Here is a 25430-nt window from a genome sequence, read left to right as displayed (position 1 = left end):
CCCAACGTTTCGCCGAAGTTGTGCGTCTATGTAATTAGATAGGTGCACAACCGAGGAGGAACCGTGTCCAACGCAGACAGCGTGCCAGCCGTGCGCTGGGAGACCGTCGTCACACGCCTCGTCGAGGAGCGCGGCGAAGCCCTCACCCGCTACGCCTACTTCGTCTCCGGCAGTCGCGAAGACGCCGCCGACCTTGTGCAGGACGCACTGGTCAAGACGTTCGGGCGGTTGCGCAACGGGTTCACGGTATCGAGCGCTGAGGCGTACGTGCGCCGCGCCATCCTGAACAGCTGGGTGGATGGCGGTCGACGCACCTCCCGCTGGCGTCGCATCGCGCACCTGCAGGCGGCGCCGGAGATCACCGAATCGGGCGCTGCTGACACCGAGGCGCGCCTCGACCTTCACGACGAACTGCAGAAGCTGAGCCCGCGCGAGCGCGCCTGCCTGATGCTGCGCTACTACGAGGATCTCAAGGTCGACGACATCGCCGCGACCCTCGAACTCAGCTCGGGCGCGGTCAAGCGCTACCTGAGCGACGGTCTCTCGAAGATGGCGATCTCGCTGTCGGAGGAGACGGCCGACAACGTGACTGTTTTGAAGCGGAGTGGACGATGAACAACGTGACGAACCTTTTCTCTCCGGATGACGTTCCCGGCCTCGGCGCCATCGATGCGAAGGCGGTCATCCGCGGAGCGAAGCGCCGGAGGCTCCCGATGCAGCTCGCCACCGGAGGCGCCCTCGTGCTCGCCCTCGGCGGCATCGGGCTCACCGTTCAGGGCGTGCTCGGTGCGGAGAACCAGACGGCGACGCTCTCGCAGCCCGACTACGTCACCGAATCCTCGGAGGGGGGCGCCTCGTCGTTCGACGGCCAGAGGGACGCAGTGCTCTCCGCCGACCAGCTCAGCTACTGCGGGGAGCAGATCGCCGACGTGTCGCCCAGCCCGTCGGGCCTTGTGCTGAGTCTCGATTTCCCGAACGGCACGGGCGGCAGCACGCCGATCGAGGGCACCGTGACGATGACCAACAACGGCGACGCGGCGATCCGCGGGTACACGGCGGCAAACCCCGTACTCACGCTGGCCCAAGGCGGCAGGGTCATCTGGCACAGCAATGGGGCCATGATCATGTCGGCCGCCGAGATCGCGCTCGCCCCCGGCGAGACCTACGTCTACACGACTTCCTTTACCCCTGTTGTGTGCGGCGAGGATGACGAGAGGGATGCCGGCTTCCGCGCGGAACTCCCGCCCGCCCCCGCCGGCGAATACCAGCTCCTGGCCGCGATCGACCTCATGGGTGACGTCGACGAGTTGGTGACAGGCTCGGTGGACTCGATCACGCTGGACTGAGCCCACCCGATCCATCCGAATTCACCCGGGTTTCGCAGGGAGCGTTTCAGTAGAATTCGAGTGTCCGCGCCCCCCCGGCGTCACGCAGACATCAGCGGTCCTTCGACGAAAGGCTTCACCCATGGCTAAGCAGTCCATCCTCGGTCGCATCGCACAGATGGCGAAGGCGAACATCAACGCCCTCCTCGACTCCGCGGAAGACCCGCAGAAAATGCTCGACCAGATGGTGCGCGACTACACCTCGAGCATCTCCGAGGCAGAGAGCGCCGTGTCGCAGACGATCGGCAACCTGCGCCTCGTCGAGCAGGATCACGCCGAAGACGTCGCCGCCTCCGCCGACTGGGGTCGCAAGGCTCTCGCCGCGAGCGCGAAGGCCGACCAGCTGCGCACCGGCGGCAACACGACCGACGCCGACAAGTTCGACAACCTCGCCAAGATCGCCCTGGGCAAGCAGATGCAGTTCGAGAAGGAGGCCACCGACGCCGAGCCGACCATCGCGTCGCAGACAGAGGTCGTCGACAAGCTCAAGAAGGGCCTCGACACGATGCGTCTCAAGCTCAACGAGCTTGCGGCAAAGCGCGACGAGCTGGTCGCGCGTTCCAAGACCGCCGACGCCCAGACGCAGGTGTACGAGGCGATCAAGAGCATCGACATCCTCGACCCCACGAGCGAGATCAGCCGCTTCGAAGACAAGGTGCGTCGCGAAGAGGCGAAGGTGCTCGGCCAGCAGGAGCTGCAGGCGTCGAGCCTCGACGCTCAGTTCGAGAGCCTCGAAGACCTCGACAAGCAGACCGAGATCGAGGCCCGCCTCGCGCAGCTCAAGCTCGGTGCGGGCTCCGCTCCGGCCACTGCCATCGAGCAGTAGAACCAACTGGGAATGTGCGCCGTCGGGAATCCGGCGGCGCACATGCCGTTAACTCTTCACATGACAACTATCGGATTCATCGGAGCAGGACACATCGGCAGCCAGGTCGCACGAGCGGCCATCGAGCGCGGGTACGACGTCGTACTCAGCAACTCGCGCGGGCCGGAGACACTGAGCGAGCTGATCGCTGAGCTGGGACCGCAGGCTCGCGCCGCGACATCCACCGAGGCAGCAGCCGCAGGCGACTTCGTCGTGGTGACCGTTCCCCTCAAGAATTACAAGGACGTACCGGTCGCGGAACTGGCCGGCAAGATCGTCATCGACACCAACAACTATTACTTCGAGCGCGACGGGCACATCGCCGAGCTCGACAACGGCACGGCGACGGTCTCCGGCATGCTGCAGGAGCACCTGCCCGAGAGCCGCGTCGTCAAGGCGTTCAACCACATCACATTCGGCGACATCACGACCGACGGAACCCCCGCCGGCTCCGAGAACCGCCGCGCGCTGGCCGTGTCGAGCGACTTCGACGACGCAACCGAGCTCGCCGTCAGCCTGCTCGACGAGTTCGGATTCGACGCCGTCGTCGTCGGCCCGCTCTCCGAGAGCTGGCGCTACGAGCGGGACCAGCCGGCTTACGTCGTGCGCCAGAACAAGGACGAGCTGCTCACCAACCTCGCGCTCGCGAAGCGGGTCGGCGATACTGACTAAGTGCCCGTTGCCTTTGTCGTAGTCCCCCAGTGGCAGGGCTCCGGTTCGTCGCGCGCCATGCGTCTTGTCGATGGCGCGAACGCGATCCGGGGCGACCTGCCGTCCTCCTCGACCCACGTCGTCGACGTGCCGCTCGAGGCGGGCGACGCGCGAGGCACCGGCATCCAGCGCTTCGGCTCGCTCGCCATGGTGCGTGAACGCATGCTGGCCACTCTTTCTGAGATTCCGGATGCCGCGATCACTATCGGCGGCGACTGCGGTGTCGAGCTGGCTGCTGTTGAACACGCCCTCGCGCGCAACCCGGAGACTGCGGTGCTCTGGTTCGACGCGCACCCCGACCTGCACTCCCCCACCACGTCGTCGAGCGGCGCGTTCACGGGCCAGGTGCTGCGGGCACTCACCGGCGACGGGCTGCCCGGGCTCGTGCCGGATTCGCCGCTCGACCCGGCACGTATCATCCTCGTGGGCGCGCGATCGATCGACAGCGCCGAGGAGGATTTCATCGCAGAGCACGGCGTCGCCTCCCTCGGGCTGGCGAGCGCCGAGTCACTTGTTGCGGCGGTCAGGGCGTCGGGCGCGACGTCCGTCTACCTGCATATCGACGTCGACGTGCTGGACCCGTCGGAGTTCGCGGGCAAGAGCGACCCCGTGCCGTGGGGGCTGACCGTGGCGCAGCTGATCGAGCTCATCGGTGCCGTCAAGGCGGAGTTCGGCTTCGCGGGGGCAGGCATCACCGAGTTCGCGCCGTCCTCGCCGGATGCCGCCACCGACGACCTGCCGACCCTGCTGCGCGTCATCGGGGCCCTCGCGCGCTAGCCCTAGGCTGCTTGTTATGTCTGAAAACACCCGGGTCACCGTCGACCGCGACGGCCATGTACTTCTCATCGGCTTCCACCGCCCCGAGAAGCGCAACGCCGCCGACATGCAGTTGCTCGAGGAGTTGTCGCTCGCCTACGGGGAGCTCGAGCGTGATCCGGAGCTGCGGGTCGGGTTCGTCTACGCGCACGGCGACCACTTCACCGGGGGCCTCGACCTCGCCGACGTCGGCCCGCGCATCGGCCCGACCGGCCTCGACATCGTGCCCGAGGGCGGCATCAACCCGTGGCAGGTCTCCGGGCAGTCGCTTACCAAGCCGGTCGTGATCGCCGTGCAGGGTACCTGCCTGACACTCGGCATCGAGCTGATCCTCGCGTCCGACATCGCGGTCGCCGCGGCCGGCACTACGTTCGGCCAGATCGAGGTAGCCCGCGGAATTCTCCCGTTCGGCGGGGCGACGATCCGCTTCCCGCGTGCGGCCGGCTGGGGCAACGCCATGCGCTGGATCCTCACCGGCGACAGTTTCGACGCCGCCGAGGCGCACCGCATCGGGCTCGTGCAGGAGGTGGTGCCCGACGGCGAGCAGTACAACCGCGGGCTCGAGATCGCCCACCGGGTCGCCGCCCAGGCGCCCCTCGCCGTGCAGGCCGCCCTCGCCAACGCCCGCATCGCGGTACGCGCAGGGGATGCCGCGGCCGAGGTCGCGCTGCAACCCGACCTCGTGCGGCTCGCCGGCTCGAGAGACGCCGCCATCGGCATGGAGGCTTTTGTCAGCCGCACCCCGGCGGAGTTCATCGGCGAATAGGCTGGCCCCATGGCTGAAACCGAGTACGACGTCATCATCATCGGAGCGGGCGCTGTCGCGGAGAACGTTGCGGACAGGGTTGTTCAGGGCGGCCTGACCGCCGTGCTCATCGAGAGCGAACTGGTCGGCGGTGAGTGCTCCTACTGGGCCTGCATGCCGTCGAAGGCCCTGCTACGCAGTGGCATCGCGCTGCGGGCCGCGCAGAACGTCGGGGGTGCGAAAGAGGCCATTACCGGCGGGCTCGACGTCGCCGCCGTGCTCGAGCGCCGCAATAGCTTCACGAGCAACTGGGACGACAAGGGCCAGGTCGACTGGGTGCATGGCGCAGGCATCGACCTCGTGCGCGGACACGGACGCATCACCGGTGAGAAGAAGGTGACCGTCGAGCTCGACGGCACCTTCACCGAGCTGACCGCGCGTCATGCGGTGGTCGTGAGCACGGGGTCGGACCCCGTGCTGCCCGACATTCCGGGACTCACCGAGGTGAGCCCCTGGACGCCACGTGAGGCGACGAGCGCACGGGACATCCCGAACAGTCTCGCCATCATCGGCGGAGGCGTCGTCGCCGTCGAGATGGCGACCGCCTACGCGAGCTTCGGCTGCGAGGTGACCATCATGGCCCGCAGCGGCCTGCTCGGCGACCAGGAGGACTTCGCCGGCGAGATCGTCGGCGAGGCACTCAAGGAGCTCGGAGTGACGATCGTCAACGCGGCCCCGAGTGTGGTGAGCCGCGCCGGCCCGGTCACCATCACCGTCGACGGGCGCTCGTTCGAGGCGCAGGAGATCCTCGTCGCGACCGGCCGCCAGCCGCGCACCACCGACATCGGCCTCGAGACTGTCGAACTCACCCCTGGTGACTGGATGACGGTCGACGACACACTCCGCGTCCCGGACTCCGACTGGCTCTACGCAACCGGCGACGTCAACCACCGAGCCCTGCTCACCCATCAGGGCAAGTACCAGGCCCGGGCGGCCGGCGATGTGATCGTCGCGCGCGCGCTCGGCAAGCCGGTCGCCAACGCCAAGTGGGGTGCGCACGTCGCGACCGCAGACCACGCGGCCGTGCCGCAGGTGACCTTCAGCGACCCCGAGGTCGCCTCGGTCGGACTCACGTCGACGGCCGCCGAGAAGGCCGGATACTCGATCCGCGTCGTCGACTATGACATCGGCAACGTCGCTGGGGCGAGCGTGCACACCGACGACTACAGCGGCAAGGCCCGCATGGTCGTCGACGAGGACCGCCAGGTGATCCTCGGAGTGACCTTCGTCGGACCGGACGTGAGCGAGATGCTGCACGCCGCGACTATCGCTGTCGTCGGCGAGATCCCGATCTCGCGGCTGTGGCACGCGGTTCCGGCCTACCCGACCATCAACGAGGTCTGGCTGAGACTGCTGGAGACGTACGGGCGGCCCTAGCGCTTGTTCAGCGAGGCGTACACGCCGAGCAGGCTCGTCGCCGTTGACCCCCAGCTGAGCCCCTCGGCATGCAGCCGTGCCGAGCTGGCCATGCGGGCGCGCAGCGCGTCATCCCCGAGCAGGGTGGCGATCGCACGAGCCCAGTCCTCGGGTTCGCGGGATGCGACGAGCAGCCCCGTCTCCCCATCGAGCACCGACTCGACGAGGCCGCCCGCGGCGCTCGCCACCACCGGTACACCGGTCGCCGCAGCCTCGAGGGCGACGAGTCCGAAGCTCTCCGAATACGACGGCACCAGCGCGACGGACGTGGCGGCCAGCAGGCCCGCGAGTTCAGCACGGTCGAGCACCCCGAGAAAGCGCACGTCGGCGTTCACGTCGAGGTCGGCGGCGAGGGTGCGCAGGCCGGCCGCGTAGTCGGCGCTGCCCGGCTCGCCGACGACCGCCAGTAGTGGGCGTGGCTCGGGCATCGTCGCAAGAGCCTGGATGGCCAACTCCTGCCCCTTGGCCGGCTCCAGTCGCCCGATCACCGCGATCACCGGGCGCTCGGCAGCAATGCCGAGGAACGCGTGCACGCTCAGCGACGTGGTGGCGCGACCGGCGCGGAAGGCGTCGCCGTCCACCCCCGGCGGCACCACCCAGAGCTTGGCGATAGGCGCCCCCACCCGGTCGATGAGCATCGTCGCCTCGGCGGCCGAGACGGCGACGATGGCGTCGGCCTGGCCTGCGAGGTAGCGCTCGCTCCACAGTCGGCGTTCGCTGTCCGGCGCAGCCCCCGGAACCGGGCTCGCGCTGTGCAGGGCCGCGAGGCTGTGGAAGGTCTGCACAAAAGGCACGCCAAGCTCGATCGCCACCGGCAGGGTCGCCAGGCCGCTCAGCCAGTAGTGCGCGTGGATCACGTCGTAGCGCGGTCCGTCGCGGCCCGCGAGTCGGGCGAACTCCTCCCCGAACTCATCGGAGAACACCCCCAGGTCGTCGCGCGCCACCACCCCGATCGGTCCGGCGCGCACAGCGTGCAGGGTGACGCCCGGAGCCACGGCCCGCGATCCGGTCTCGCCGGTTGCCCGCGTCACGAGGTCGACCTCGACGCCTCGGGTCGCGAGTTCGCGCGCCGTTTCGAGCAGGGAAACGTTTATGCTGCCCGCGTCGGCGGAGCCCGGTGCCGCGTCCGGGGACGTGTGCATCGAGACCATGGCGACCCGCCGAATTTCCCCCGTCACACTGCCACTGTATTCTGCGAAGTATGCAGCCAGTCCGACCGGAGCACCCCAACCTGCCCGCGCGGGCGATGCAGCGGTGGGCGGATGCCACGGTGCGGGTCCCCGGCGCGCGGCGCGTGCTGTTGCATCCCGTCATCGCACGCCCCGGCTACTGGTTCGCGACCGGCGCCGGCCTGCTGTGGGGAACCGTGCTCAGCCTCGGCAGGATCCGAAGCGAGGGCGGCGTGATCGTCGCCCGCAACTGCCCGCGCTGGGCGTTCGGCCGCGGGGGCACCACGATCGGCGCCGTCTACCTGACGCACAACAACATCTCCTCGAACGTGCTCGAGCACGAGGCCGTGCACCGCGCGCAGTGGAAGAAGTACGGAATGACGTTCATCCCGCTCTACATCGCCGCGGGAGCCGTCGCTTCGACCAACCGCTTCGAAGTAGAGGCAGGACTGACAAAGGGCGGATACGCATGAAGACACTCGTACTCACGGGAGCAAGCGCAGGCATCGGGGCCAAGGCAGCGGCGGTGATAGCCGAGCAGGGCTGGCACGTTGCCGTCGTCGGACGCAACGCGGAGCGCACGCGCGAGGTCGCTGCCCGCGTCGGCGGCGAGGCGTTCATTGCGGACTACGACCGCCTCGACGACGTGCGCTCGCTCGCGGCGACACTGCTCGATCGCTACCCGGTGATCGACGTGCTCGCCAACAACGCGGGCGGCCTGATCGGTGAACGCGGTCTCTCGAAGGACGGCCACGAGCGCACCTTCCAGCACAATCACCTGGCGCCGTTCCTGCTCACCAACCTGCTGCTGCCGCGCCTCGAGGAATCGAACGCGCGAGTCGTGTCGACCTCGAGCATCATGAACCTGGTCGGGAGCGTCAAGCTCGACGACCTCGACTGGAAGAAGCGCGCCTGGCAGGGCGGCTGGCGCGCCTACGGCACGTCGAAGCTCGAGACGATCCTGTTCATCCGTGAGCTCGTGCGACGCAGCTCCCTCGAGGCGTACTCGTTCCACCCCGGCTACGTCTCCACGGGCTTCGGCACGGACTCGCCGCTGATGCGGCTCTCCACACGCATCCGCCCGGGCGGATTCGGCATCCCCGCCGACCAGGGTGCCGTGCCGCTCATCCGCCTGGTCACCGAGGAGACCGTGGACGCGCCGAACGGCGCCTACTTCGACCAGCTGAAGGCCAATGGACGCACGCGCAGCGCGGCGGACGACATCGAACTAGCGTCGGGGCTGTGGGAGAAGAGCGCTGAGCTGGTCGGGCTCTAGTAGCTCGTCATCACGCGGGCTGAGCCCTCGTGACTGATCCACGCGTACACGGTGTGGTCTTCGGCCCCACTGGTGGGAAGCATCTCGCTCAACCACGCGTCGACCGAGCGGCGCAACTGCTGTCCGCGGTCGCGCACGAGCCAGCAGATCGAGAAGCGACCGGGGGCCTCGAGGGTGGTGACGTCTTCGGCGGACTGAACCTCGATGAAGACCTGGCCGCGAGCCTTCGCGGGAAGCGTGGCGAGGGCGGTGCGGATCAGGTCGAGGTCGAACTCGTCGCCGGCAAGCAGGATGCGATCGTCGGCGCTGGGATTCCAGCCGATGGACGCGGTACTTTGCTCGGGAAATTTCACGCCTTCAGTATAGGCATGCCTTACCTAAGAATGGGCTGCCAGTTCTGACCGGAAAGTTATGATTTCGACATCCCGCCAGCGCACGCCGATCCCTACTCTGGGAGGCATGCGTTCGATGACTCTCCCCGTGACCGTTGCCCTCGCCGTGCTCCTCGGCCTGACCGCCTGCGGCACACCCGAGGTCGCGGCCCCGACGAACACCCCGACGGCCGAAGCGCCATCCCCCACACCGACGCCGACCACCGAGCCGCCCGCGGCCTTCACGCCGGCCTGCGACACGATCGTCACCGCCGCCACCCTTGCAGAATTCACCGCTGACGGTGTCAGCATCACCCCGCAGGCCGAGTTCGTGGCGAAGATGAAGGGCGAAGGCCAGGACACTTACGTGCAGTTCGACGACAACGGCGGCGCCATCTGCCAGACCGGAAACGGCACTGCCGCGTTCGAGATCTACGGCTATGCGAAGTTCCCGGCCGACCAGGCTGACGCGCTCATCGACAGGCTCTACGGCAATGACTACAAAGTCGACGGCTTCGGCGACGCCGAGGGCCAGTGGTTCGAGCTGCCCGACGACGCCGACGGGGTGGACCGCGTCTACCTCGTGCTCACGACGGGCACGGTCGTTGTCGGTGGCTCGCGCGATCGGGTCGAGGAGATCCTGGAGATCGCCGAATAGTCACCACTGCTGCGGGTGACGTCGCTGCCATCTCAGGCGGCGTTCGAGCTGCGCACCGATCGCGAGCAGCACGTGCTCACCGCCCGGACGTCCCACGAGCTGCACCCCCATCGGCAGCCCCTCGGGCGTCTCGTACACGGGCAGCGTGATCGCCGGCAGCCCCGCGACGTTTGCGAACGAGGTGAACGGCGTGTACTGCACCTGCTGCTCGAAGTTGCGTTCTACGTCCTCCGCGTCGTACCAGCCGACCGGCCGAGGCGTGAGGGCGAGTGACGGGGTCAGCACCGCATCAAACGATGCGAATTGCCGGATGACGCTGCGCTCGAACACGGTCAGCGCCTGCAGCGCCTCCCCGAGCTGCCGCGCGCTCAGCTCGCGTCCGCGCTCGACGAGCCAGCGCGTGAGCGGCTGCAGCAGCTCGAGCTGTTCGCCCTCGGCAGGAATCCCCGCCGCCCCCGCCTGCCAGATGGTGCGGAAGTTGGGCGCATAGCTCGGGTCGGGTTCGAGGGTGTATTCCTCGATGCCGTGGCCGAGGGCGTCGAGCTCGGTGATGGCGAGGTCCAGGGCCGCACGCGCCTCGGGCGAGACGGTGACCTCGTAGGCGTCATCCCACGGCGAGGTGGTCATCACCCCGAGCTGGAACCGCCCCTCGCCGCGGGTCGCCGCGTTGAGCAGCTCGCCGCCATCCCACCGGGGGGCGCGCAGCGTGTACGGGTAGGGGCCCGCGTCGATCATCGCATCGAGCAGCATCGCGGCGTCGGCAACGGTGCGGGCGATCGGGCCGGGCACGGGCAGGCCGGCGAGCGCCAGCAACCCCGATCCGGACGGCACCAGGCCGCGACTCGGCTTGAGTCCCACCAGTCCACACGCCGCTGCCGGGATGCGCACCGAGCCCCCGCCGTCCGAGCCGGGCGCGACGGGCAGGAGTCCGGCGGCCACGGCCACTGCCGCTCCCCCGCTGCTTCCGCCGGCACCCAGAGTGGTGTCGTAGGGCGTGACCGCGGGCCGCGCGACGGCCGACTCCGTGTAGCTGGGCAGCCCGAACTCGGGGGTGTTGGTCTTGCCGAGGCTCACCCCGCCCGCCGCGTCGAGAGCCTGCACGAGCTCGTCGGACTCCTCCGGCACGAAGTCGGCGAACAGCCGGGATCCGAAGGTGCTGCGAACCCCCTCGCGACGGGCGAGGTCCTTATCACCGAGCGGGAGGCCCCAGAGCGCGGCCGGCGTACGGCCGCTCTTCTCCAATTCCCTGGCTCGGTCGAGTGCCCGATCGGCAGTGACCGTCACAAACGCGCCCAGCTCGCCATCGAAACGCTCGATCCGCTCGAGGTAGTGGGTAGCGAGCTCGGTCGGGGTGATCTCGCCGCGCTGCAGCCAGTCCCATTGCTCCTGCGCGCTCAGGTGGTGGAGTTCGAACATCCTCCGAGCCTAGGCGGGTGGGCGTACACAAAGTGAGTAACCGTTGCTCAGGCCGACCGAGCCGGGTTCCACGATTCTGATCATGCGCCGAAAACCGTGCGCCTGCCGCGAGTCGCGGTACCCAGGATTCGACAAGGAACCCGCATGAAACTCCCCACCCCTCGCGCCGGCCTCCGTGCCCTCGCCGCGAGCCTTCTCGTTGCCGCCCTTGCCGCGGGCGCGCTGCTGAGCGCCCCGCTGAGCGCGAGCGCCGCACCCGTGACGCTGTCCGGAGTTGTCACAGGCCCTACCGGTGCGCCGCTGCCCGGCGTGAGCGTGGAGGCACTCGTTGTCGGCGCGGGTGGCGAGCTTGCGACATCCGGAAGCGTGACGAGCACGGCCGCCGGCCTGTTCGCGTTGCCTCCGCTGCCCGCCGCGACCTACACGCTGCGATTCGGCGCAACGGCAAGTACCTACGCGCAGTACCTGGGCAAAACGAGCGTCGCGTCCGAGTCGCAGAAGATCAACCTCGTCGACGCCGCGGGTGGTACTCCGTACATCTCGGCGAATCTCGCCGCGGGCGGAACCGTCCGGGGCACCGTCAAGACGACAGCGGGCAAACCGGTGCCGAAATACACGGTCACCGCCTACACAGCCCAGGGCGATGTCCTCGCCACAGCGAAGACCGCAACTTCCGGCGCCTACGCGTTCGCCTCGCTGGTTCCCGGCGCCTATCGCATCGGTGTCGCGGATGCCACGAGCGCAACCCCCGCATACGCTCCCATGTTCTCCGGCCCTGCCGCCAGCCTCGGGCAGGCGAGCGAGATCTCTGTCGCCCAGTCCGGTATCGCTACACAGAACTTCGCCCTCGGAGCCGCCGGTCGCATCTCCGGTGTTATCCGCGGCGATTGCCCCGACGCGACCTGCCTCGCCGGCGCCACCACTGAAGTACTCGCGGGCGTCACTGTCACGCCGTACCGCGTCTCGACGATCAACGGCAGCTTCGTCGCCGAGCGCGTGGCCACCCGCGCCCGGGTCAGCACGGCGAGCGGAGCCTACGCACTCACCGGGCTCGCCCCGGGACGCTACGTCCTGCGCCTCTCGCCCAGCGGCGCTGTCGCCGCGTCGGGCACCATCTACGGCGAGCGCTACCTCGGCGGCTCCGACACGGCCAGCTCTGCCTCCACCTTCACAATCGCGTCCGGCACGGCGCTCTCCGCGGTGAACGACACCCTCACGCCCACGTCGACGCTGTCGGCCACATTCACCGATCCGGCGAACACCGGAACCTCGGTGGAGAACATCCGGGTGAGCCTCATCCTGCTCTCGGATCTCGACCGTCGGGTCATTTCCTACGGGTTCACCGACGCCAGCGGCACCGTGTCGCTCACGGGCGCGGCGACCGGCGCCTACCTGCTCCGCTACGGAAGCCACTTCGACGAGAACCCGGCCGACACCGTCGCGGAGAACACCGCGTGGCAGGCCGGGGACAAGATCGTCTACAGCTACGCCGGCGACAGTGTCGACACGGGCACCGCCCCCATTGAGCTCAAGGACCCTCAGGGCCTGCACCCGAACGGCACGCTCTCCGTCAACACGAATGACCCGTCCGTCGGCGGTTTCGCGTCGATCGTCGGTGGACTCTACTCCTGGAGCTCCACGAACGTCACGGTCAGCGTCCAGTGGCTGCGCAACGGTGTGGTCGTTCCCGGAGCGGTCTCCCCGTACTACACCTTCCGAGCGGGGGATGCCGGAGCAGTCATCAGCGCACGCATCACCGGTCGCAACCTCGCCTACGGCAGCGGCACTGTTGTGACCGACGCCATCCCGTTCATCACCCTCGGCACGATGTCCCAGTCGCAGAGTGCGACCATCTCCGGGTCGTCCGCGGTGGGAGGCACCGTGACGGTGAAACCTGCTACATACTTCGTCGCCGGTGCCGTCTCTACCGTGGTCTGGAAGCGCAGCAGCCCGATCATGGCAGCGGAGGTGATTGCCGGAGAGACGGGGGTCAGCCATGTCATCACTGCAGCAGACCTCGGCTTCGACCCCAACGGAGATTCGCGGGTCTCCGCCCTCATCACCGTCACGCGACAGGGCTACCAGCCGGTAACTTACTCGGTGGCCAGCGACATTCTCGCCGAAGGCACGTTCACCCAGTCGAAGGCCGCAACCGTCACGGCGACGGTGAGCACCTTCACCGTCAAGGCACCCGTGGTGGCACCCCTCGCCTTGGCCACGGAGGTCACCTGGGTGGTCTACGACGCCGCTGGCGCACCCGCCACCACCACGAGCGGAACGACCCTCGCACGCGCCGGCAAGGCCGGCAAGAAGATCACCGTGACCGTGCGCACCCAGCGACCGGGGTACACGCCTCGCGTCGTCACGCTCGTGGTGCAGAATGCGCCCGCTCCCATCGTGACCGGCTCCCTCGCCATCACCGGCACCCCGATGGTGGACAGCCCGCTCACCGCTCCCGCCGTCGTCTTCACGCCGGCCTTGGACAAGGCGCCCCTCTACCAGTGGAGCTACTACTCATCGAAGAAGAAGTGGACGAACATCGCCGGTGCCACCCAGTCGACATTCACGCCCACGGCGGCCTACAAGGGCCTCCGCCTGCGCGTCGTGATCACCGGTGCAGGCACCGGCTACCTCACCAGGACCGTGATCAGCAACACAACGGCGGTCGTGGCGGCGGGCAGCGGACTCGGCGTCATCACCCAACCGGTAGTCTCCGCTGCTCCCGCATTCAACCAGACCATCTCTGTCACAACGGGATCATGGTCGCCCGCCCCGACCTCCTACTCCTACCAGTGGAAGGTCAGCGGCAGCGACGGGACCCCAACCGTTCCGATCGCCGGCGCGACCAAGGCGAGCTACCTCATCCCGAGCGCCTCACTGGGAAAGACCTACGCGGTCACTGTCACGGCGAATCGTGCCGGATACCCGAGCATCTCGACGACCGTTGTCGCCGGTGCTGTCTCGACCGGAACCATCAAGAACCTGACCCTGCCGAAGTTCGTCGAGTCGAGCCCCGGTCATTATGTGGTCACCTCCAACGGAACCTGGTCCAATCCCGCGCTCAGCTACTCGTACGAGTGGCGCGTCGCGATCCCCGAGACTGGAGCAATCTCCGGACCGATGGTCATCACCACCGCCGTGAACCAGGAGCCGTTCGACGCCACCACGTTGCCCAACGAGAAGGTCTACCTGGTCGTGCGCGCGAACGGACCCGCCGCTTCCCTCGGGTCGACGGCCCCCATTTTCGTCCGGAAGGGCGTCCTGGAGGGAAACGGTGTCGGCATCGCCGACGGCGGCGACGCGGTCGAGGTCAATGAGAAGGTTTCGGTCTCACCGGTCAACTGGATGACGTTCGGCGCGACCACGAAGTCCTATCAGTGGCAGCTGAGTTCATCCACCGACCCGGTCCCTCCCGCAGCGTCGTGGTCCAATCTCGCCGGGGGGACCACCGCGAGCTTCACAGCGACGGCGGCCCTGATGGACAAGCAGATCCGTGTCCGTGTTGTCGGACGGGCCCCCGGGTACACCGACACAATCGCCTACTCGCCGCCGAAGATCGTGTACCCCTCCTTCATCGCACAGCCGACCGGCGACGCGATCCTGGGCAGCGCGACCGTCGGAAGCACGCTCTCCTTCAAGCCGGCAGCCTTCGCCGCCGGCTGGAAGGTGAGCTACGAGTGGTGGACACTCACCGGCAGCGGATGGGCGAAAACAGCAACCGGCGGCACGTACACGCCGACGGCACCGATTGCTGTCAGGGTCCGTGTCACGGCAGTCCGGCCCGGATACCTGAGCCTCGACTACAACACCAGCCCCGTGGTCGTCGGCTCCGGGGTCATCCGTCCCCTTGTGCTGCCTGTCGTCACGAAGTCCGCGGCCGGCGCGTACACGGTCACCCCGGGCAGCTACACGCCCGCATCGACGCCGACGATCTACCACTGGACGGTCACGTCGGCGACCGGTGTCGAGAACACGCTGTATGCCGGCGGCCCGACCTGGACGCCGCCCGCGGCCCACGACGGCAAGCTCGTCACCGTCGCGATCACCGTGCACTCCGACAACCAGTGGTATCCGAACATCGTCATCACGAAGGTCGCGCGGCCGGCCACATCCGCGATCGAGTGGACGAGCGACCCCTACCTCGACGGCGGGAAGGACGTGGGTCAGACACTCGCCTTCACCGGCGGAACGTGGTCAATGCCCAACCCGACGCTCAGCTACGTCTGGAGACGCAACGGCGTGGCCATCGTGGGCCAGACGGCGGCGACCTACTCACCCGTCGCGGCGGACATCGGTAAGACGATCAGCCTCGCTGTGACCGCCAGCCGGGTTAACTTCGGTTCGGCGACACGGGTTGTGGCAGCGTCATCCGTCACTCTCTCTGATGTCGTCCTCCAGGCTACGACCAGTCCTGCGGTCACCGGTTCGGCTGTTGTGGGCGGTGCACTGACTGCCACACCCGGCATGTGGAGCGTGCCCGGGGTGGGAGTCGCCTACCAGTGGGTACGCAACGGATCACCGATCGCCGGCGCAACGACGACGAGCTACACGGTCGGTGCCGCTGACCTCGGCCAGGATGTCGCCGTGCGCGTTACGGCCGGGAAGGCGAACAATTACTTTCCGGTGCCGGTCACGAGCCCCTCGCTGCACATCGGCTACGGCACATTTGCCACGGTCGGCGGGGTCACGATCGGCAAGCCCGCTCCGAGTTACCTGGTCGGCAAGCCGGTCGGCGCCACCCTCAGTGGCTGGGCTAAAAACGCCACGCTGACCTATCAGTGGGAGCTCAGCCCCGACGGTACGAACTTCGAACCGATCCTCGGCGCGACCGGGCGGACCTACACGCCTGCCGTTCCCGGTTACACCCGACTGACGGTGACCGCCTCCGCGCCGGGCTTCACTACCCAGTCGACATCGACCGTCACAATCCGCATCTCCTAGCATCCGGGACATCGGGGCTCGCCACCTGGCGAGCCCCGATTTCTGCATTTAATCCGGCCAGCTCTTGACACGTGTCTCGTCACCTGATTGGTTAGTTGCATGAGTAACGAACCGACTAACACGCGGGTCCACCGTGGATGAGTCGCGACCGATCTTCGTGCAGATCGCCGAGCAGATCGAGAACGACATCATCGACGGCACCACCCCCGAGGAGAGCCAGGTTCCGTCCACCAACGAGTTCGCCGCGTTCTACCGCATCAACCCGGCGACCGCCGGCAAGGGCGTGAACCTGCTCGTCGACGAGGGAATCCTCTACAAGAAACGAGGTATCGGAATGTTCGTAGCAACCGGATCACGCGCCCGGCTGGTCGCCCAGCGCACCGACCGTTTCCAGACCGAGTTCGTGCGCCCCCTGCTCGCCGAGGCCGCCAAGCTCGGCATCGACTCGCAGCAGCTCGCAGACATGATCACGAAAGAGCCCACCGAATGAGTACAGTCATCGAGGCCCGCGGCCTCAGCAAGAACTTCGGCAGCTTCACGGCCGTCGACAATGTGAGCTTCACCATCGAGGAGAACCGCATCTACGGCCTGCTCGGACGCAACGGCGCCGGCAAGACAACGATCATGCAGCTCCTCACCGGCCAGGATTTCGCCTCGGGAGGCGACATCGCCGTGTACGGCCAGTCCCCCGTCGAGAATCCGACAGTGCTCAGCAACGTCAGCTTCATCAAGGAGAGCCAGAAGTATCCCGACAACTTCAAGGCCAAACACGTCTTCGCGGCGGCTCCCTCGTTCTTCGCCAACTGGAGCCAAGAGCTCGCCGACCAGCTCATCGTCGAGTTCCGGGTGCCCATGGGGCGCGATATCAAGAAAATGTCGCGCGGACAGGTCTCCGCTGTCGGTGTGATCCTGGGCCTCGCCTCGCGAGCGCCGATCACGTTCTTCGATGAGCCCTACCTGGGGCTCGACGCGGTCTCCCGTCAGCTCTTCTACGACCGTCTGCTCGAGGACTTTGCCGAACACCCGCGAACGGTCATCCTGTCGACCCACCTCATCGACGAGGTGAGCGACCTGCTCGAGCACGTGATCCTGATCGACGAGGGGCGCATCCTCCTCGACAGCAACGCAGAGGACCTGCGGGGCAGCGCCTCCACCGTCGTCGGCAGGTCGGTGGATGTCGCGGCCTTCGTCGACGGCCGCGACGTGATCCACCGCGATGGCATCGGCGGACTCTCGTCGGTCACCATCAACGGCCAACTGACACAGGCGGAGCGGGTAGCCGCCGTCGAGGCCGGCCTTGAACTCGTGCCGGTGTCCCTGCAGCAGCTCATCGTTCGCCTCAGCTCGCTCGAGACTTCGGAAGGAACAGCGAAATGACCACCACCTCGGCAACTCCCACCCTCACCCCACCGAGCGAGTTCTCCCGCATCGTCAATGTCATGCGGTTGCACCTCGTCAATCGGCAGGTCTACATCGGCATCCCGTGGTTGATTCTCGGCGGCGCGTTTGTGCTGTCGATCATCATCGCGCTGTTGATCAACTTCGCGACGGGCGATTCGAGCGGCAGCAAGCTCGGAATGCAGTACTCGTGGGCTGTCATCTCCCCGCTCTGGTACCTCGCGGCGGTTGCCATCCTCGCGATCTCGCAGAGCTTCCCGTTCGCGCTGGGTTTCGGCGTGACCCGGCGGGACTTCTACCTGGGCACCTCCCTCCTGTTCGTGTCGAGTTCGGTCGTCAACGCTTTGGCCCTGGCTACCCTCGCGTGGATCGAAGGATTCACCGACGGCTGGGGCATTGGGGCGAAGATGTTCACCTCCCTGTTCTTCGACGGCACCTGGATCGCCAACTTCTTCATCTACTCGGTGGTGCAGCTGGGCATCTTCTTCATCGGGGCGTGCATCGCCACCGTCTACATGCGCTGGCGCGTGATGGGGATGCTCGTGTTCTGGTTCGGATTCGCGCTGATTCTTATCGGCACGATCGCCGCGATCACACTCACTGAGAGCTGGGTTCCGGTGGGCTCGTGGCTTGTCGCGCAGGGCACGGTCGGGATCTTCGCCTGGCTGCTCATCCTCGTCGCCCTCGCGGCGGTGGTCGGATACTTCGTGCTGCGGCGCGCGACACCGAAGAACTGACACTCGCAGGCTGCCACTGCCGACGATCGGCCCGGATCCCACCGACCCGGATCCCCCGATCCGCCCAGCGCTGGCCCCCTGTGCGGATCGCGAGCTAACGGAACTGCAACGGATGCCCGGCCGCGACCCCATTCGCGGTCGGGCTCCTTGCGCAACTGTTAGATTCTCGATGAGGGAAGGAACTCCATGGCTACGCCTCGACACCTCGCCGTCCCGGCGCTCGCACTGACCGCACTGTTGTTGCTGACCGGTTGCGCTGGCTCGGAGCCGCAGGCGGGTCCGCCCGTCACCGAGGAGTCGCCTGCTGCGTCCGCGACGCCGGAGCCCACGGAGGATCCCGCGGTCTTCACCAAGCCGACCGAGTGCGACGCCATTCTCCCCCCGGAGCGCCTCGCCGACTTCGACGCACAGGGCCTCGCATTGCTGGGCGGCCCCGGAGGCAAGTACGGCACCGAGTACCTCGCCGACCCGACTCCCGAGGAGAACCTGGGCGGTATCACCTGCATCTGGGGCTTCGCGGACAGCGATTTCGCGAGCGTGACCATTTCGGTTGCTCCCGTGACTGCGGCCGACCGCAGTGGCATCGTTTCGAGCCTGACGGATCAGGGTCTGAACGAGGAGTCCGAAGGTGAAGCCACCACATTCGCCGTGCAGGGCGACGCGGATAGCCAGCCGGCCGTGGTGAACGTGCTCCGCTTCGACTCCTGGATCTCCGTGATCGAGACCGTGGGCGGAGAAGAGTTCTACGCCGAGGCGGTCCTCCTTGCGAGCGAAGTCGGCGAGACGGTCTACACGACCCCGTAACGCTCGGCGCGTGCGGGCTCGAGGCCTGACGTTCGAGGTCTGGCGCCCGAGGCCTGACGCCGATTCGACGAGGTTGCACCCACGCGCGACCAACCTGTTCCACCTCACCCGCGTGACCCCGGCGTGAGCCGCTCGACAGGCACGCGCTGCGGCTTTCCGGAACCCAGGCAGAGTTCTCCCTCGGTTTCTCACGCGAGCGTCCGTTGGGCTTCGGTCCAGGCGCGGCTTTTGCTGTGGAGTTGGATGGCAGTTTGGTGGGGTCGATGTCGGGTGGTGGGGTGAGCCAGTAGGTGGTTCCGTGGCGGACGATTTTCCATGTGTTGTTGTGCAGGGTGAGGTGGTCGAACGTGCAGAGCAGGATGCCGTCGTTGATGTCGGTGGCGCCGTGGTCGTCTTTCCAGTGGTCGATGTGGTGGGCTTCGGTCCAGGATGCGGGTCTGTCGCAGCCGGGCCACATGCAGCCGCCGTCGCGGGCGGCGAGGGCGACGCGTTGTTTGCGGGTGAAGCGGCGCTGCTCTCGTCCAACATCCAGCGGCCCGGTGTCTGTGATGGTGACTCGTGTGGTGGCGCCAGTGCAGGCCAGGCGTTCCAGAGTGTCCGAGCCGATCGGGTCGGGCTGTCCCTCAATGAAACCGTGACCGCCGGCACGAGTGAGGGCGTCCACTGTGGCCAACACCCGGATCACCGGACCGCCGGACCCCAGCAGTTCGCTGTCGTCGACGGTCGCCGCGGCCTCGACGAGGTGCAGGAAGGTATCGGAGGCCAGTTGTGCCGTAGTGCGGTCATCAGTGGCGATTCGGTCGGCGTAGTCCTTGTTCGCGCCGGACACGAATCTCGGACCTCCCCGCCGCGGCGACGTCGCACGGTCGAAGATCTCCAGCACTGTCGCGGCAGACTCCGGATCCAGCAGCCAGACCAGCTTCACCATGCCGTCGGACTGCCGGTGGACAGTGAGCGACCGCTGTGCGAACCGACGGGCCTCACGGTCGGCGATACCTGCCTCATCGATGTCGTCGCGCGCCTCTCGGGCGAGGCGATGCAGGCGATCGGCGTCGAGGTCGCCCGCGTCGGTAGCGAGCGTCGCGGCCACCGCCGCGAGCACGTCTTCGGGAACTCCCGGCGCCGGCACTCCCAGTCCGGCAGAGATCGCCTCCGCGCCCGAGACAGTGAGTGTGCCGTCGGCGACTGCGGCGCCGACCGGATCCAGCCAGGGCCGCTGCGGGTCAGTCGCCACCAATCGCCCCACACGCACGGAAGTGAAGGCTTCGCGCGCGGTCGACCCGGTGACCGCGCGCACCATCGCCTCGGGCGTTCGATGCCCCAGGCGTTGCGCAAGCCCGGACGAACCCAGCTCCGGTCGAGAGCGGAACGCAACCTCCCCTGCGACCGCAGCTGATCGGGCCTGTGCGATCCGCAGCAAATGCGATGACAGCCGGGTCACCTCAGCGAACTCGCCGTCGGACATGCCGCGCAGCTCAGCGGGAGCACTCTCGAGCACACCGATGGCCTCCACGAGGGAGTCCAGAAAGCGTGTCGATGTCATGCACCAATTCTCTCAAATCGAACATAGGTTCGAATGTCGAGAACGAGATTTGTGGAGAACTTCCCTGATGCGAAGGTCCGGGAGGAGTGGCCGGTGCTGACGGAGGCCCGCGCGACGGAGCGGGACCAAGGCGAATACAGCCGACGCCAAGAGCCTCTCCGCGAGCAGTCGCCGGCGGGGCCGAAGTGCCGCACCATCCCGAACCCATCTAAAAAGTGGTACATTTGTACCACTTCAACAACGAGAAACCAGAAACGGGAACACCATGGGCTACATCTACCTCAGCATCGCGATCGTCGGCGAGGTGATCGCGACGAGCTTCCTCAAGCTGACGAGCGGCGACAAGGCCGTCTGGTGGGCGTACCCCGTGGTCATCGTCGGCTACGTGATCGCCTTCGCCGCGCTATCCCTCGCGCTCGGCAAGGGCATCCCGCTCGGCATCGCCTACGCGATCTGGGCCGGCATCGGCGTTGTGCTCGTGGCACTCATCTCGTGGATCGTGTTTCACGAACCGCTCAGCCTCATCCAGGTCGGCGGCATCGTGCTCGTTGTGGCCGGCGTGACGATGCTCGAACTCGGCGGCAAGCACTGATGTCCCTCACCCCCAAGGGCGAAGCCCGCAAAGAGGCCCTGATCGCCGCGGTCCTGAGACTTTTTGAGCAGGATGGCGCTGCCGCCGTCACCCACCGCGCCGTCGCCCGCGAGGCAGGGCTCCCCCTCGCCGCTGCCACCTACTACTTCAAGAACATCGACGACCTGCTGCTGACGGCCCTCCGCACGGCTACCGAGCAGCAGGTGGACATGTTCCGCCCGCTCGAGGGCGGCGGCATCCGCGAGTTTGCCGAGGGGTTGGTCGACTGGGCGCACAACCACCGCTCAACGGCACTCGCGCAGTACGAACTGATGTTCCTGGCCATGCGCCGCCCCGCCCTTCGCGAGGATGCCGAGCTCTGGTACGCCTCGCTCGAGAACGCCCTGCGGAACACCGCCCTGACACCGCAGAAGAAGCGCAACGCCGCCCTGGCAATCGACGGCCTGTGCCTTCAGATGCTGTGGAAGCACACCCCGAGAACCGTCGACGAGACGGAAGCCGCCCTCAACGAGATTCTTACTTGAGGCTCTTCTGCATGAGCACGGTGCCGAGCCAGCGCCCGAACTTGAAGCCGACCTTGCCCATGTGGCCGCCATCCTTGAAGCCGAAATTGCGGTGCATCTGAATCGAGGCATCCGCGCCTTTGTCGGCGATCACGGCGATGATCTCCTTGATGCCGGCGGCTTTTGAACGATCAATGAGTTCGCCGAGCAAGGCCTTGCCGAGCCCCTTGCCGGTCGCGGCGGGCCCCAGGTAGATCGAGTTCTCGACCGTGAAGCGGTAGGCGGCCTTCTCTTTCCACGGATACACGTAGGCGTACCCGAGGATCTGCCCGCGCGGGCTGGCAGCGACGATGAACGGGTGCTTGTTCGCCTCGACCGCGCGAAACTTCCTGCGCAACTGCGCGAGGGTCATCGGCACCTCGTCGAAGGTGACCGTCGAGTTGAGCACGTAGTGGTTGTAGATCTCGCGCACCATCGGCAGGTCGGCCTCGACCGCCTGACGGATCTCGTACTCAAAGGGCAGCGCCTGCTCGATCACCGGCTTGACGATGACGGGCGGTTTGCGCCGCGGCTGGTACTCCTCCTCAAGCATGGGTCAATCCAATCACTCCACAGCCCAGTCCACCGGCGAAGCTCCCTGCGAGCTCAGAAAGTCGTTCGCCCGACTGAACGGCCGCGACCCGAAGAAGCCGCGCGATGCGGAGAGCGGGCTGGGGTGCGGAGACTCGATTACGGGGGTCTCGCCCAGCAGGGGGCGGAGGCCCGCGGCATCCCGGCCCCACAGAATCGCAACGAGCGGTCCCCCGCGATCGACCAGGCTCCGGATGGCGAGTTCGGTCACGGCCTCCCACCCCTTGCCGCGATGCGAGCCCGCGACGCCAGCCTGCACCGTGAGAACGCGGTTGAGCAGCAGCACACCCTGCGACGACCATGACGACAGGTCGCCGTGCGCGGCGGGCGGAATCCCAAGGTCATCGGAGAGCTCGCGGTAGATGTTCCCAAGGCTCCGCGGCACCGGACGCACGTGCCGCTCGACCGCGAATGACAGTCCGATGGGATGTCCCGGAGTCGGGTACGGGTCCTGCCCGACGATCAGCACCCTGACGTCCGCAAGCGGCGCGGTGAAGGCTCGCAGCACGTTCTCTCCCGCCGGCAGGTAGCCGCGGCCGGCCGCAACCTCGGAACGCAGGAAGTCGCCCATCGCGTGAATCTGCGGCTCTACCGGAGCGAGCGCCGCCGCCCACCCGGGATCGACAAGCTCGAGAAGACTCTTAGGCACCGAGCGAACTCACCAGCACACCGTCGTCGTGCGCGGTCACCTGCCACACGCTGCCTCGTCCGACGACGCGGAACTCGTCATCCCCGACGATGAGCGCAGTGAACTCATCGATCGCGACTCCCCCGTCGACGAGGCCCGCCTCGGTCGCGGCGATGAGCCGCGAGAGGGTGCCCCACTGGGCGGCGTGCACGTCGACGGCGAGATCGACGAGTCCGAGTCCCTCCACGATGGTCACGTCTTCGATTTCCTCACCGAAGTCCTCATCGCAGATCGGGATCCCGCTGATCTGCCAGCCGCCGATGATGGCCGTGTCAGCCGCGATCATCGCACCGGCCGAGAAGCCGAGGTACGGCAGCCCGTCACTCACGAGCAACCGCAGCTCCTCAGTGATCGGGGTGACCGCGTCGAAGTAGGCGGGGGTGAGGCCGCCGCCGATGAGCAGCCCGTCGATCCCGTCGAGCACGGCGGTGGTGAACAGCTCTCCCTCGTTGATGGAGGTGATGCGCGGCTCGCAGTCGCCCGCCCGGCGCAGCTGGCTGCGGTAGGCCTCGGCGTATTCGGCAGCGTCATCCCCGCCGCCCACGAGCAGAACTCCTATGAGCGGGGTCGTCCTGCCTGCTCCGGATGCACGTGCCTGCGCCTCGGCGATGAAGCTCACGTACACCTCGCCGTCGTAGTCGTCCGATCGTCCGCCGCCCACGAGGTGAATGCTCATGGCTATACGGTAACCGGAGGAAGCGCCGACCACGGAAAAGTGATCCAGAGTGGCGTGCGACGCCAGGTGTAGTCGGGCTCGTGCAGGGTGCCGGGCTTGGTGTACAGCACGATTGAGCGCACGTCGGCCCCGCTCGCCTTCAGCAGTTGCATCACCATCGCGAGGGTGCGGCCGGAGTCGGAGACGTCATCCACCAGCAGCACGCGCTTGCCGACGAGGGACTGCTCATCGAGCATCGGCGGCAGCACGATCGGGTCGGGCAGTCGCTCGCCCACACCGGTGTAGAACTCGACGTTGAGCGCGCCGCAGCTCTTCACCCCGAGCGCGTAGGAGATGCTGCCGGCCAACAGCAGGCCACCGCGCGCGATGGCGACGACGACCTCCGGTTCGAATCCGCTCGCGAGCACATCGTGTGCCAGATCGCGCGAGGCGTCCCCGAATTCCAACCAGCCGAGCACTTCGCGTTCGTCTTCCATGGGGACACGCTAGCGGCCCCAGATTGCGAGCGTGTTGCGGGATGTCCCGTGCCGGTAGCATCCGCTCATGACACTTCTTCGTGGTCGCGCCGGCGCCGTGACGGTCTCCCTCATCGGGTTCCTGTTCTTCGTCGAGGTGGTGAGCGGGATCCTGCAGGGGTTCTATGTGCCGCTCATCCCGGATCTCGTCGACTACCTCGGTATCAACGACTCGGACTTCAACATCTTCGAGGGCGCGCAGCTGTTGCTCTCGGCGCTCGTCGTGCCGGTGCTCGCGAAGCTCGGCGACATGTACGGCCACAAGAAGATCCTGCTGGTGACGACGGTGCTGACGGCGGGCGCAACCTGGTGGCTCGCGTTTGCGGGCGACTTCACGAGCTTCCTCATCGCCTGGACGCTGCAGGGCTTCTACGTCGTGTGGCTGCCGCTCGAGATCGCGCTGATCTTCGACAAGGGCCGCCGTTCGGGCCATGCGGCCTCCGCGACCCGCAAGGCCGCAGCGCTGCTCATCGTCGGCCTCGAGGCCGGTGCCATCGCCGGTGCTCTCGGCAGCTCGGTCGTCTTTGACGCCTTCGGAGGTGCGGCCGCGCTCGCCACCTCGATCCCGCCGACGCTTATGGCGCCCGCGATCGCCGTCACGATCGTGTTCTTTGTGATCCTGTTCGGGGTGCCCGAGTCGGAGCCGCTGCCTGGTCGCACACTCGACTGGATCGGGTTCTCGCTGCTCACGATCGCGCTCCTGTTCATCACGTCGGGCCTGACCTTCCTCAAGTTCAACGGTCCGGAAGCGATCTGGGTGTGGGGCATCATCCTCTTCGGCCTGCTGATCTTCCTGCCCTTCGTGTGGTGGGAGCTGCGGCACAAGGATCCCGCCATCGACCTGCGCGTGCTCGCGCAGCCGAACATGTGGCCCGTGCAGCTCACGGCGTTCCTCGTCGGAATCAGCCTGCTCGGCGCGCAGGCGCCGCTGGCGACCTTCGCCGGCACCGACCCCGACGAGGTCGGGTTCGGATTGGGGCTCAGCTCGGGGGCGCGCTCGATCCTCATCGGCGTCTATCTCATCTCGATGATCGTGGGAGCGCTGCTGTTCCCGCTCATCTCGCGCCTGTTCACGCCGCGGCGAGCGCTCATCATCGCCGCGTTCCTCGTCGCCATCGGCTACCTGCTGTTCCTGCCATTCCACGACACGACCCTGCAGGTTTTCACGAACATGTTCATCGCCGGGCTCGGATCCGGTGCCCTCGTCGGCGCCATGCCGTCCGCGGCGGCTGCGGCAGCCCCACGCGGGCAGACGGGCATCGCCTCCGCCCTCACCAACACGACCAAGACCATCGGCGGCTCGTTCGCGTCGTCGGTGTTCGCGATCGTGCTGACCATCGGAGTGGTGCAGGTGGCCGGATCGACCGCCTCCAGCCTGTTCGGCTACATGCTGGTCTGGATCATCTGCGGCGTCGGAGCCCTGCTCGCCGCGTTCCTGCTGTTCATGGTGCCGAAGTTCGCGTTCGCGGACGAGAGCGACGAGGAGACGATCGAGGCGACCGCGGCGATTTGACT

The 25430-nt window shown here is 67.2% G+C and carries 25 protein-coding genes and 1 pseudogene; 18 read left to right on the top strand and 8 right to left on the bottom strand.

Translation table 11 applies throughout. The features are described from left to right. Window positions 1–63: 63 nt before the first annotated feature. The 7 genes from EYE40_RS02120 (at window position 64) to EYE40_RS02090 (ending at window position 5959) form a co-directional block, all read left to right on the top strand. Window positions 64–615, top strand: a complete 552-nt coding sequence (locus EYE40_RS02120; RefSeq protein WP_130980397.1) for an RNA polymerase sigma factor — start codon at window positions 64–66, stop codon at window positions 613–615. A 5-nt stretch (window positions 616–620) separates the two neighbouring features. Further along, a complete protein-coding gene (locus EYE40_RS02115; protein ID WP_130980396.1) occupies window positions 621–1346 on the top strand; it encodes a hypothetical protein in 726 nt (241 codons plus the stop codon). 121 nt (window positions 1347–1467) lie between these two features. Then, on the top strand, window positions 1468–2211 hold the full coding sequence (locus tag EYE40_RS02110; protein WP_130980395.1) for a PspA/IM30 family protein: 744 nt from the start codon (window positions 1468–1470) through the stop codon (window positions 2209–2211). Window positions 2212–2253: 42 nt separating this feature from the next. Beyond that, complete coding sequence (locus EYE40_RS02105) at window positions 2254–2922, top strand: NADPH-dependent F420 reductase (RefSeq protein ID WP_130980394.1); 669 nt, start codon at window positions 2254–2256, stop codon at window positions 2920–2922. Beyond that, the gene (locus EYE40_RS02100; protein WP_193554469.1) at window positions 2923–3738 is read left to right on the top strand and encodes an arginase family protein; all 816 of its coding nucleotides are present in this window, start codon (window positions 2923–2925) and stop codon (window positions 3736–3738) included. A gap of 16 nt (window positions 3739–3754) precedes the next feature. Then, complete coding sequence (locus EYE40_RS02095; protein WP_130980393.1) at window positions 3755–4543, top strand: crotonase/enoyl-CoA hydratase family protein; 789 nt, start codon at window positions 3755–3757, stop codon at window positions 4541–4543. 9 nt (window positions 4544–4552) lie between these two features. Further along, complete coding sequence (locus EYE40_RS02090) at window positions 4553–5959, top strand: dihydrolipoyl dehydrogenase family protein (RefSeq protein WP_130980392.1); 1407 nt, start codon at window positions 4553–4555, stop codon at window positions 5957–5959. Here the strand turns inward: EYE40_RS02090 and EYE40_RS02085 are convergent. Beyond that, window positions 5956–7176 (bottom strand): glycosyltransferase, encoded by a 1221-nt coding sequence (locus EYE40_RS02085; RefSeq protein ID WP_130980391.1) that lies wholly within the window; start codon window positions 7174–7176, stop codon window positions 5956–5958. The genes EYE40_RS02090 and EYE40_RS02085 overlap by 4 nt on opposite strands. Before the next feature lie 23 nt (window positions 7177–7199). Between EYE40_RS02085 and EYE40_RS02080 the strand changes: the two genes are divergently transcribed. After that, a complete protein-coding gene (locus EYE40_RS02080; RefSeq protein WP_240034677.1) occupies window positions 7200–7640 on the top strand; it encodes a hypothetical protein in 441 nt (146 codons plus the stop codon). Beyond that, entirely contained in the window at window positions 7637–8443 is an 807-nt protein-coding gene (locus EYE40_RS02075; RefSeq protein WP_130980390.1) for an SDR family NAD(P)-dependent oxidoreductase, read from the top strand. The genes EYE40_RS02080 and EYE40_RS02075 overlap by 4 nt, the downstream gene beginning before the upstream one ends. On the opposite strand, the gene EYE40_RS02070 is transcribed toward EYE40_RS02075, so the two are convergent. Then, window positions 8440–8796 carry an SIP domain-containing protein gene (locus EYE40_RS02070; RefSeq protein ID WP_130980389.1) on the bottom strand — a complete coding sequence of 119 codons (357 nt, stop codon included), beginning with the start codon at window positions 8794–8796 and terminating at the stop codon, window positions 8440–8442. The genes EYE40_RS02075 and EYE40_RS02070 overlap by 4 nt on opposite strands. A 106-nt stretch (window positions 8797–8902) precedes the next feature. Between EYE40_RS02070 and EYE40_RS02065 the strand changes: the two genes are divergently transcribed. Then, entirely contained in the window at window positions 8903–9472 is a 570-nt protein-coding gene (locus tag EYE40_RS02065; protein WP_130980388.1) for a hypothetical protein, read from the top strand. Here EYE40_RS02065 and EYE40_RS02060 read toward each other — a convergent pair whose 3' ends face one another. Further along, window positions 9473–10888, bottom strand: a complete 1416-nt coding sequence (locus EYE40_RS02060) for an amidase (protein WP_130980387.1) — start codon at window positions 10886–10888, stop codon at window positions 9473–9475. Window positions 10889–11032: 144 nt separating this feature from the next. Here EYE40_RS02060 and EYE40_RS02055 point away from each other — a divergent pair, with 144 nt between their 5' ends. The 5 genes from EYE40_RS02055 (at window position 11033) to EYE40_RS15585 (ending at window position 18768) form a co-directional block, all read left to right on the top strand. Continuing rightward, a complete protein-coding gene (locus EYE40_RS02055) occupies window positions 11033–15829 on the top strand; it encodes a carboxypeptidase regulatory-like domain-containing protein (protein WP_130980386.1) in 4797 nt (1598 codons plus the stop codon). Between the two features lie 133 nt (window positions 15830–15962). Then, a complete protein-coding gene (locus tag EYE40_RS02050; protein WP_130980385.1) occupies window positions 15963–16319 on the top strand; it encodes a GntR family transcriptional regulator in 357 nt (118 codons plus the stop codon). Beyond that, window positions 16316–17206 carry an ABC transporter ATP-binding protein gene (locus tag EYE40_RS02045; protein ID WP_130980384.1) on the top strand — a complete coding sequence of 297 codons (891 nt, stop codon included), beginning with the start codon at window positions 16316–16318 and terminating at the stop codon, window positions 17204–17206. Before EYE40_RS02050 ends, EYE40_RS02045 begins: the two co-directional genes overlap by 4 nt. Next, on the top strand, window positions 17203–17964 hold the full coding sequence (locus tag EYE40_RS02040) for an ABC transporter permease (RefSeq protein ID WP_130980383.1): 762 nt from the start codon (window positions 17203–17205) through the stop codon (window positions 17962–17964). Before EYE40_RS02045 ends, EYE40_RS02040 begins: the two co-directional genes overlap by 4 nt. Window positions 17965–18150: 186 nt before the next feature. Continuing rightward, window positions 18151–18768, top strand: a complete 618-nt coding sequence (locus tag EYE40_RS15585) for a hypothetical protein (protein WP_240034676.1) — start codon at window positions 18151–18153, stop codon at window positions 18766–18768. 382 nt (window positions 18769–19150) lie between these two features. Here the strand turns inward: EYE40_RS15585 and EYE40_RS15785 are convergent. Further along, window positions 19151–20233 (bottom strand): annotated as a pseudogene (locus EYE40_RS15785) (HNH endonuclease signature motif containing protein); the annotation flags it as partial. A 343-nt stretch (window positions 20234–20576) separates the two neighbouring features. Here EYE40_RS15785 and EYE40_RS02030 point away from each other — a divergent pair. Together EYE40_RS02030 and EYE40_RS15825 are read left to right on the top strand one after the other, a co-directional pair. Continuing rightward, complete coding sequence (locus tag EYE40_RS02030; protein ID WP_130980381.1) at window positions 20577–20903, top strand: DMT family transporter; 327 nt, start codon at window positions 20577–20579, stop codon at window positions 20901–20903. Continuing rightward, window positions 20903–21427: a TetR/AcrR family transcriptional regulator gene (locus tag EYE40_RS15825; protein WP_130980380.1), complete on the top strand. Its 525-nt coding sequence runs from the start codon at window positions 20903–20905 to the stop codon at window positions 21425–21427. Before EYE40_RS02030 ends, EYE40_RS15825 begins: the two co-directional genes overlap by 1 nt. On the opposite strand, the gene EYE40_RS02020 is transcribed toward EYE40_RS15825, so the two are convergent. The 4 genes from EYE40_RS02020 to EYE40_RS02005 are packed head-to-tail and all read right to left on the bottom strand — an operon-like array spanning window position 21420 to window position 23876. Further along, the gene (locus EYE40_RS02020; RefSeq protein WP_130980379.1) at window positions 21420–21998 is read right to left on the bottom strand and encodes a GNAT family N-acetyltransferase; all 579 of its coding nucleotides are present in this window, start codon (window positions 21996–21998) and stop codon (window positions 21420–21422) included. The two genes, EYE40_RS15825 and EYE40_RS02020, sit on opposite strands and share 8 nt — an antisense overlap. Before the next feature lie 12 nt (window positions 21999–22010). Then, window positions 22011–22685 (bottom strand): uracil-DNA glycosylase, encoded by a 675-nt coding sequence (locus EYE40_RS02015; RefSeq protein ID WP_130980378.1) that lies wholly within the window; start codon window positions 22683–22685, stop codon window positions 22011–22013. Continuing rightward, a complete protein-coding gene (locus EYE40_RS02010; protein ID WP_130980377.1) occupies window positions 22678–23400 on the bottom strand; it encodes a Type 1 glutamine amidotransferase-like domain-containing protein in 723 nt (240 codons plus the stop codon). Before EYE40_RS02010 ends, EYE40_RS02015 begins: the two co-directional genes overlap by 8 nt. Before the next feature lie 2 nt (window positions 23401–23402). Then, window positions 23403–23876: a phosphoribosyltransferase gene (locus EYE40_RS02005; RefSeq protein ID WP_130980376.1), complete on the bottom strand. Its 474-nt coding sequence runs from the start codon at window positions 23874–23876 to the stop codon at window positions 23403–23405. A gap of 67 nt (window positions 23877–23943) precedes the next feature. Between EYE40_RS02005 and EYE40_RS02000 the strand changes: the two genes are divergently transcribed. After that, window positions 23944–25428 (top strand): MFS transporter, encoded by a 1485-nt coding sequence (locus tag EYE40_RS02000; protein WP_130980375.1) that lies wholly within the window; start codon window positions 23944–23946, stop codon window positions 25426–25428. Window positions 25429–25430 lie beyond the last annotated feature (2 nt).

The organism is Glaciihabitans arcticus (assembly GCF_004310685.1).
Lineage (GTDB): Bacteria > Actinomycetota > Actinomycetes > Actinomycetales > Microbacteriaceae > Conyzicola > Conyzicola arctica.
This window is presented reverse-complemented; position numbering and strand designations above follow the sequence as displayed.

What these genes read in the sequence shown, in the direction of transcription:
- EYE40_RS02110 (WP_130980395.1), top strand. Translation starts at nt 1,468, where the DNA reads ATGGCTAAGCAGTCCATCCTCGGTCGCATCGCACAGATGGCGAAGGCG.
- EYE40_RS02040 (WP_130980383.1), top strand. Translation starts at nt 17,203, where the DNA reads ATGACCACCACCTCGGCAACTCCCACCCTCACCCCACCGAGCGAGTTC.
- EYE40_RS02065 (WP_130980388.1), top strand. Translation starts at nt 8,903, where the DNA reads ATGCGTTCGATGACTCTCCCCGTGACCGTTGCCCTCGCCGTGCTCCTC.
- EYE40_RS02105 (WP_130980394.1), top strand. Translation starts at nt 2,254, where the DNA reads ATGCCGTTAACTCTTCACATGACAACTATCGGATTCATCGGAGCAGGA.
- EYE40_RS02010 (WP_130980377.1), bottom strand. Translation starts at nt 23,400, where the DNA reads ATGAGCATTCACCTCGTGGGCGGCGGACGATCGGACGACTACGACGGC.
- EYE40_RS02075 (WP_130980390.1), top strand. Translation starts at nt 7,637, where the DNA reads ATGAAGACACTCGTACTCACGGGAGCAAGCGCAGGCATCGGGGCCAAG.
- EYE40_RS02000 (WP_130980375.1), top strand. Translation starts at nt 23,944, where the DNA reads ATGACACTTCTTCGTGGTCGCGCCGGCGCCGTGACGGTCTCCCTCATC.
- EYE40_RS02055 (WP_130980386.1), top strand. Translation starts at nt 11,033, where the DNA reads ATGAAACTCCCCACCCCTCGCGCCGGCCTCCGTGCCCTCGCCGCGAGC.
- EYE40_RS02090 (WP_130980392.1), top strand. Translation starts at nt 4,553, where the DNA reads ATGGCTGAAACCGAGTACGACGTCATCATCATCGGAGCGGGCGCTGTC.
- EYE40_RS15825 (WP_130980380.1), top strand. Translation starts at nt 20,903, where the DNA reads ATGTCCCTCACCCCCAAGGGCGAAGCCCGCAAAGAGGCCCTGATCGCC.
- EYE40_RS02060 (WP_130980387.1), bottom strand. Translation starts at nt 10,888, where the DNA reads ATGTTCGAACTCCACCACCTGAGCGCGCAGGAGCAATGGGACTGGCTG.
- EYE40_RS02080 (WP_240034677.1), top strand. Translation starts at nt 7,200, where the DNA reads ATGCAGCCAGTCCGACCGGAGCACCCCAACCTGCCCGCGCGGGCGATG.
- EYE40_RS02045 (WP_130980384.1), top strand. Translation starts at nt 16,316, where the DNA reads ATGAGTACAGTCATCGAGGCCCGCGGCCTCAGCAAGAACTTCGGCAGC.
- EYE40_RS02020 (WP_130980379.1), bottom strand. Translation starts at nt 21,998, where the DNA reads ATGCTTGAGGAGGAGTACCAGCCGCGGCGCAAACCGCCCGTCATCGTC.
- EYE40_RS15585 (WP_240034676.1), top strand. Translation starts at nt 18,151, where the DNA reads ATGGCTACGCCTCGACACCTCGCCGTCCCGGCGCTCGCACTGACCGCA.
- EYE40_RS02005 (WP_130980376.1), bottom strand. Translation starts at nt 23,876, where the DNA reads ATGGAAGACGAACGCGAAGTGCTCGGCTGGTTGGAATTCGGGGACGCC.
- EYE40_RS02095 (WP_130980393.1), top strand. Translation starts at nt 3,755, where the DNA reads ATGTCTGAAAACACCCGGGTCACCGTCGACCGCGACGGCCATGTACTT.
- EYE40_RS02030 (WP_130980381.1), top strand. Translation starts at nt 20,577, where the DNA reads ATGGGCTACATCTACCTCAGCATCGCGATCGTCGGCGAGGTGATCGCG.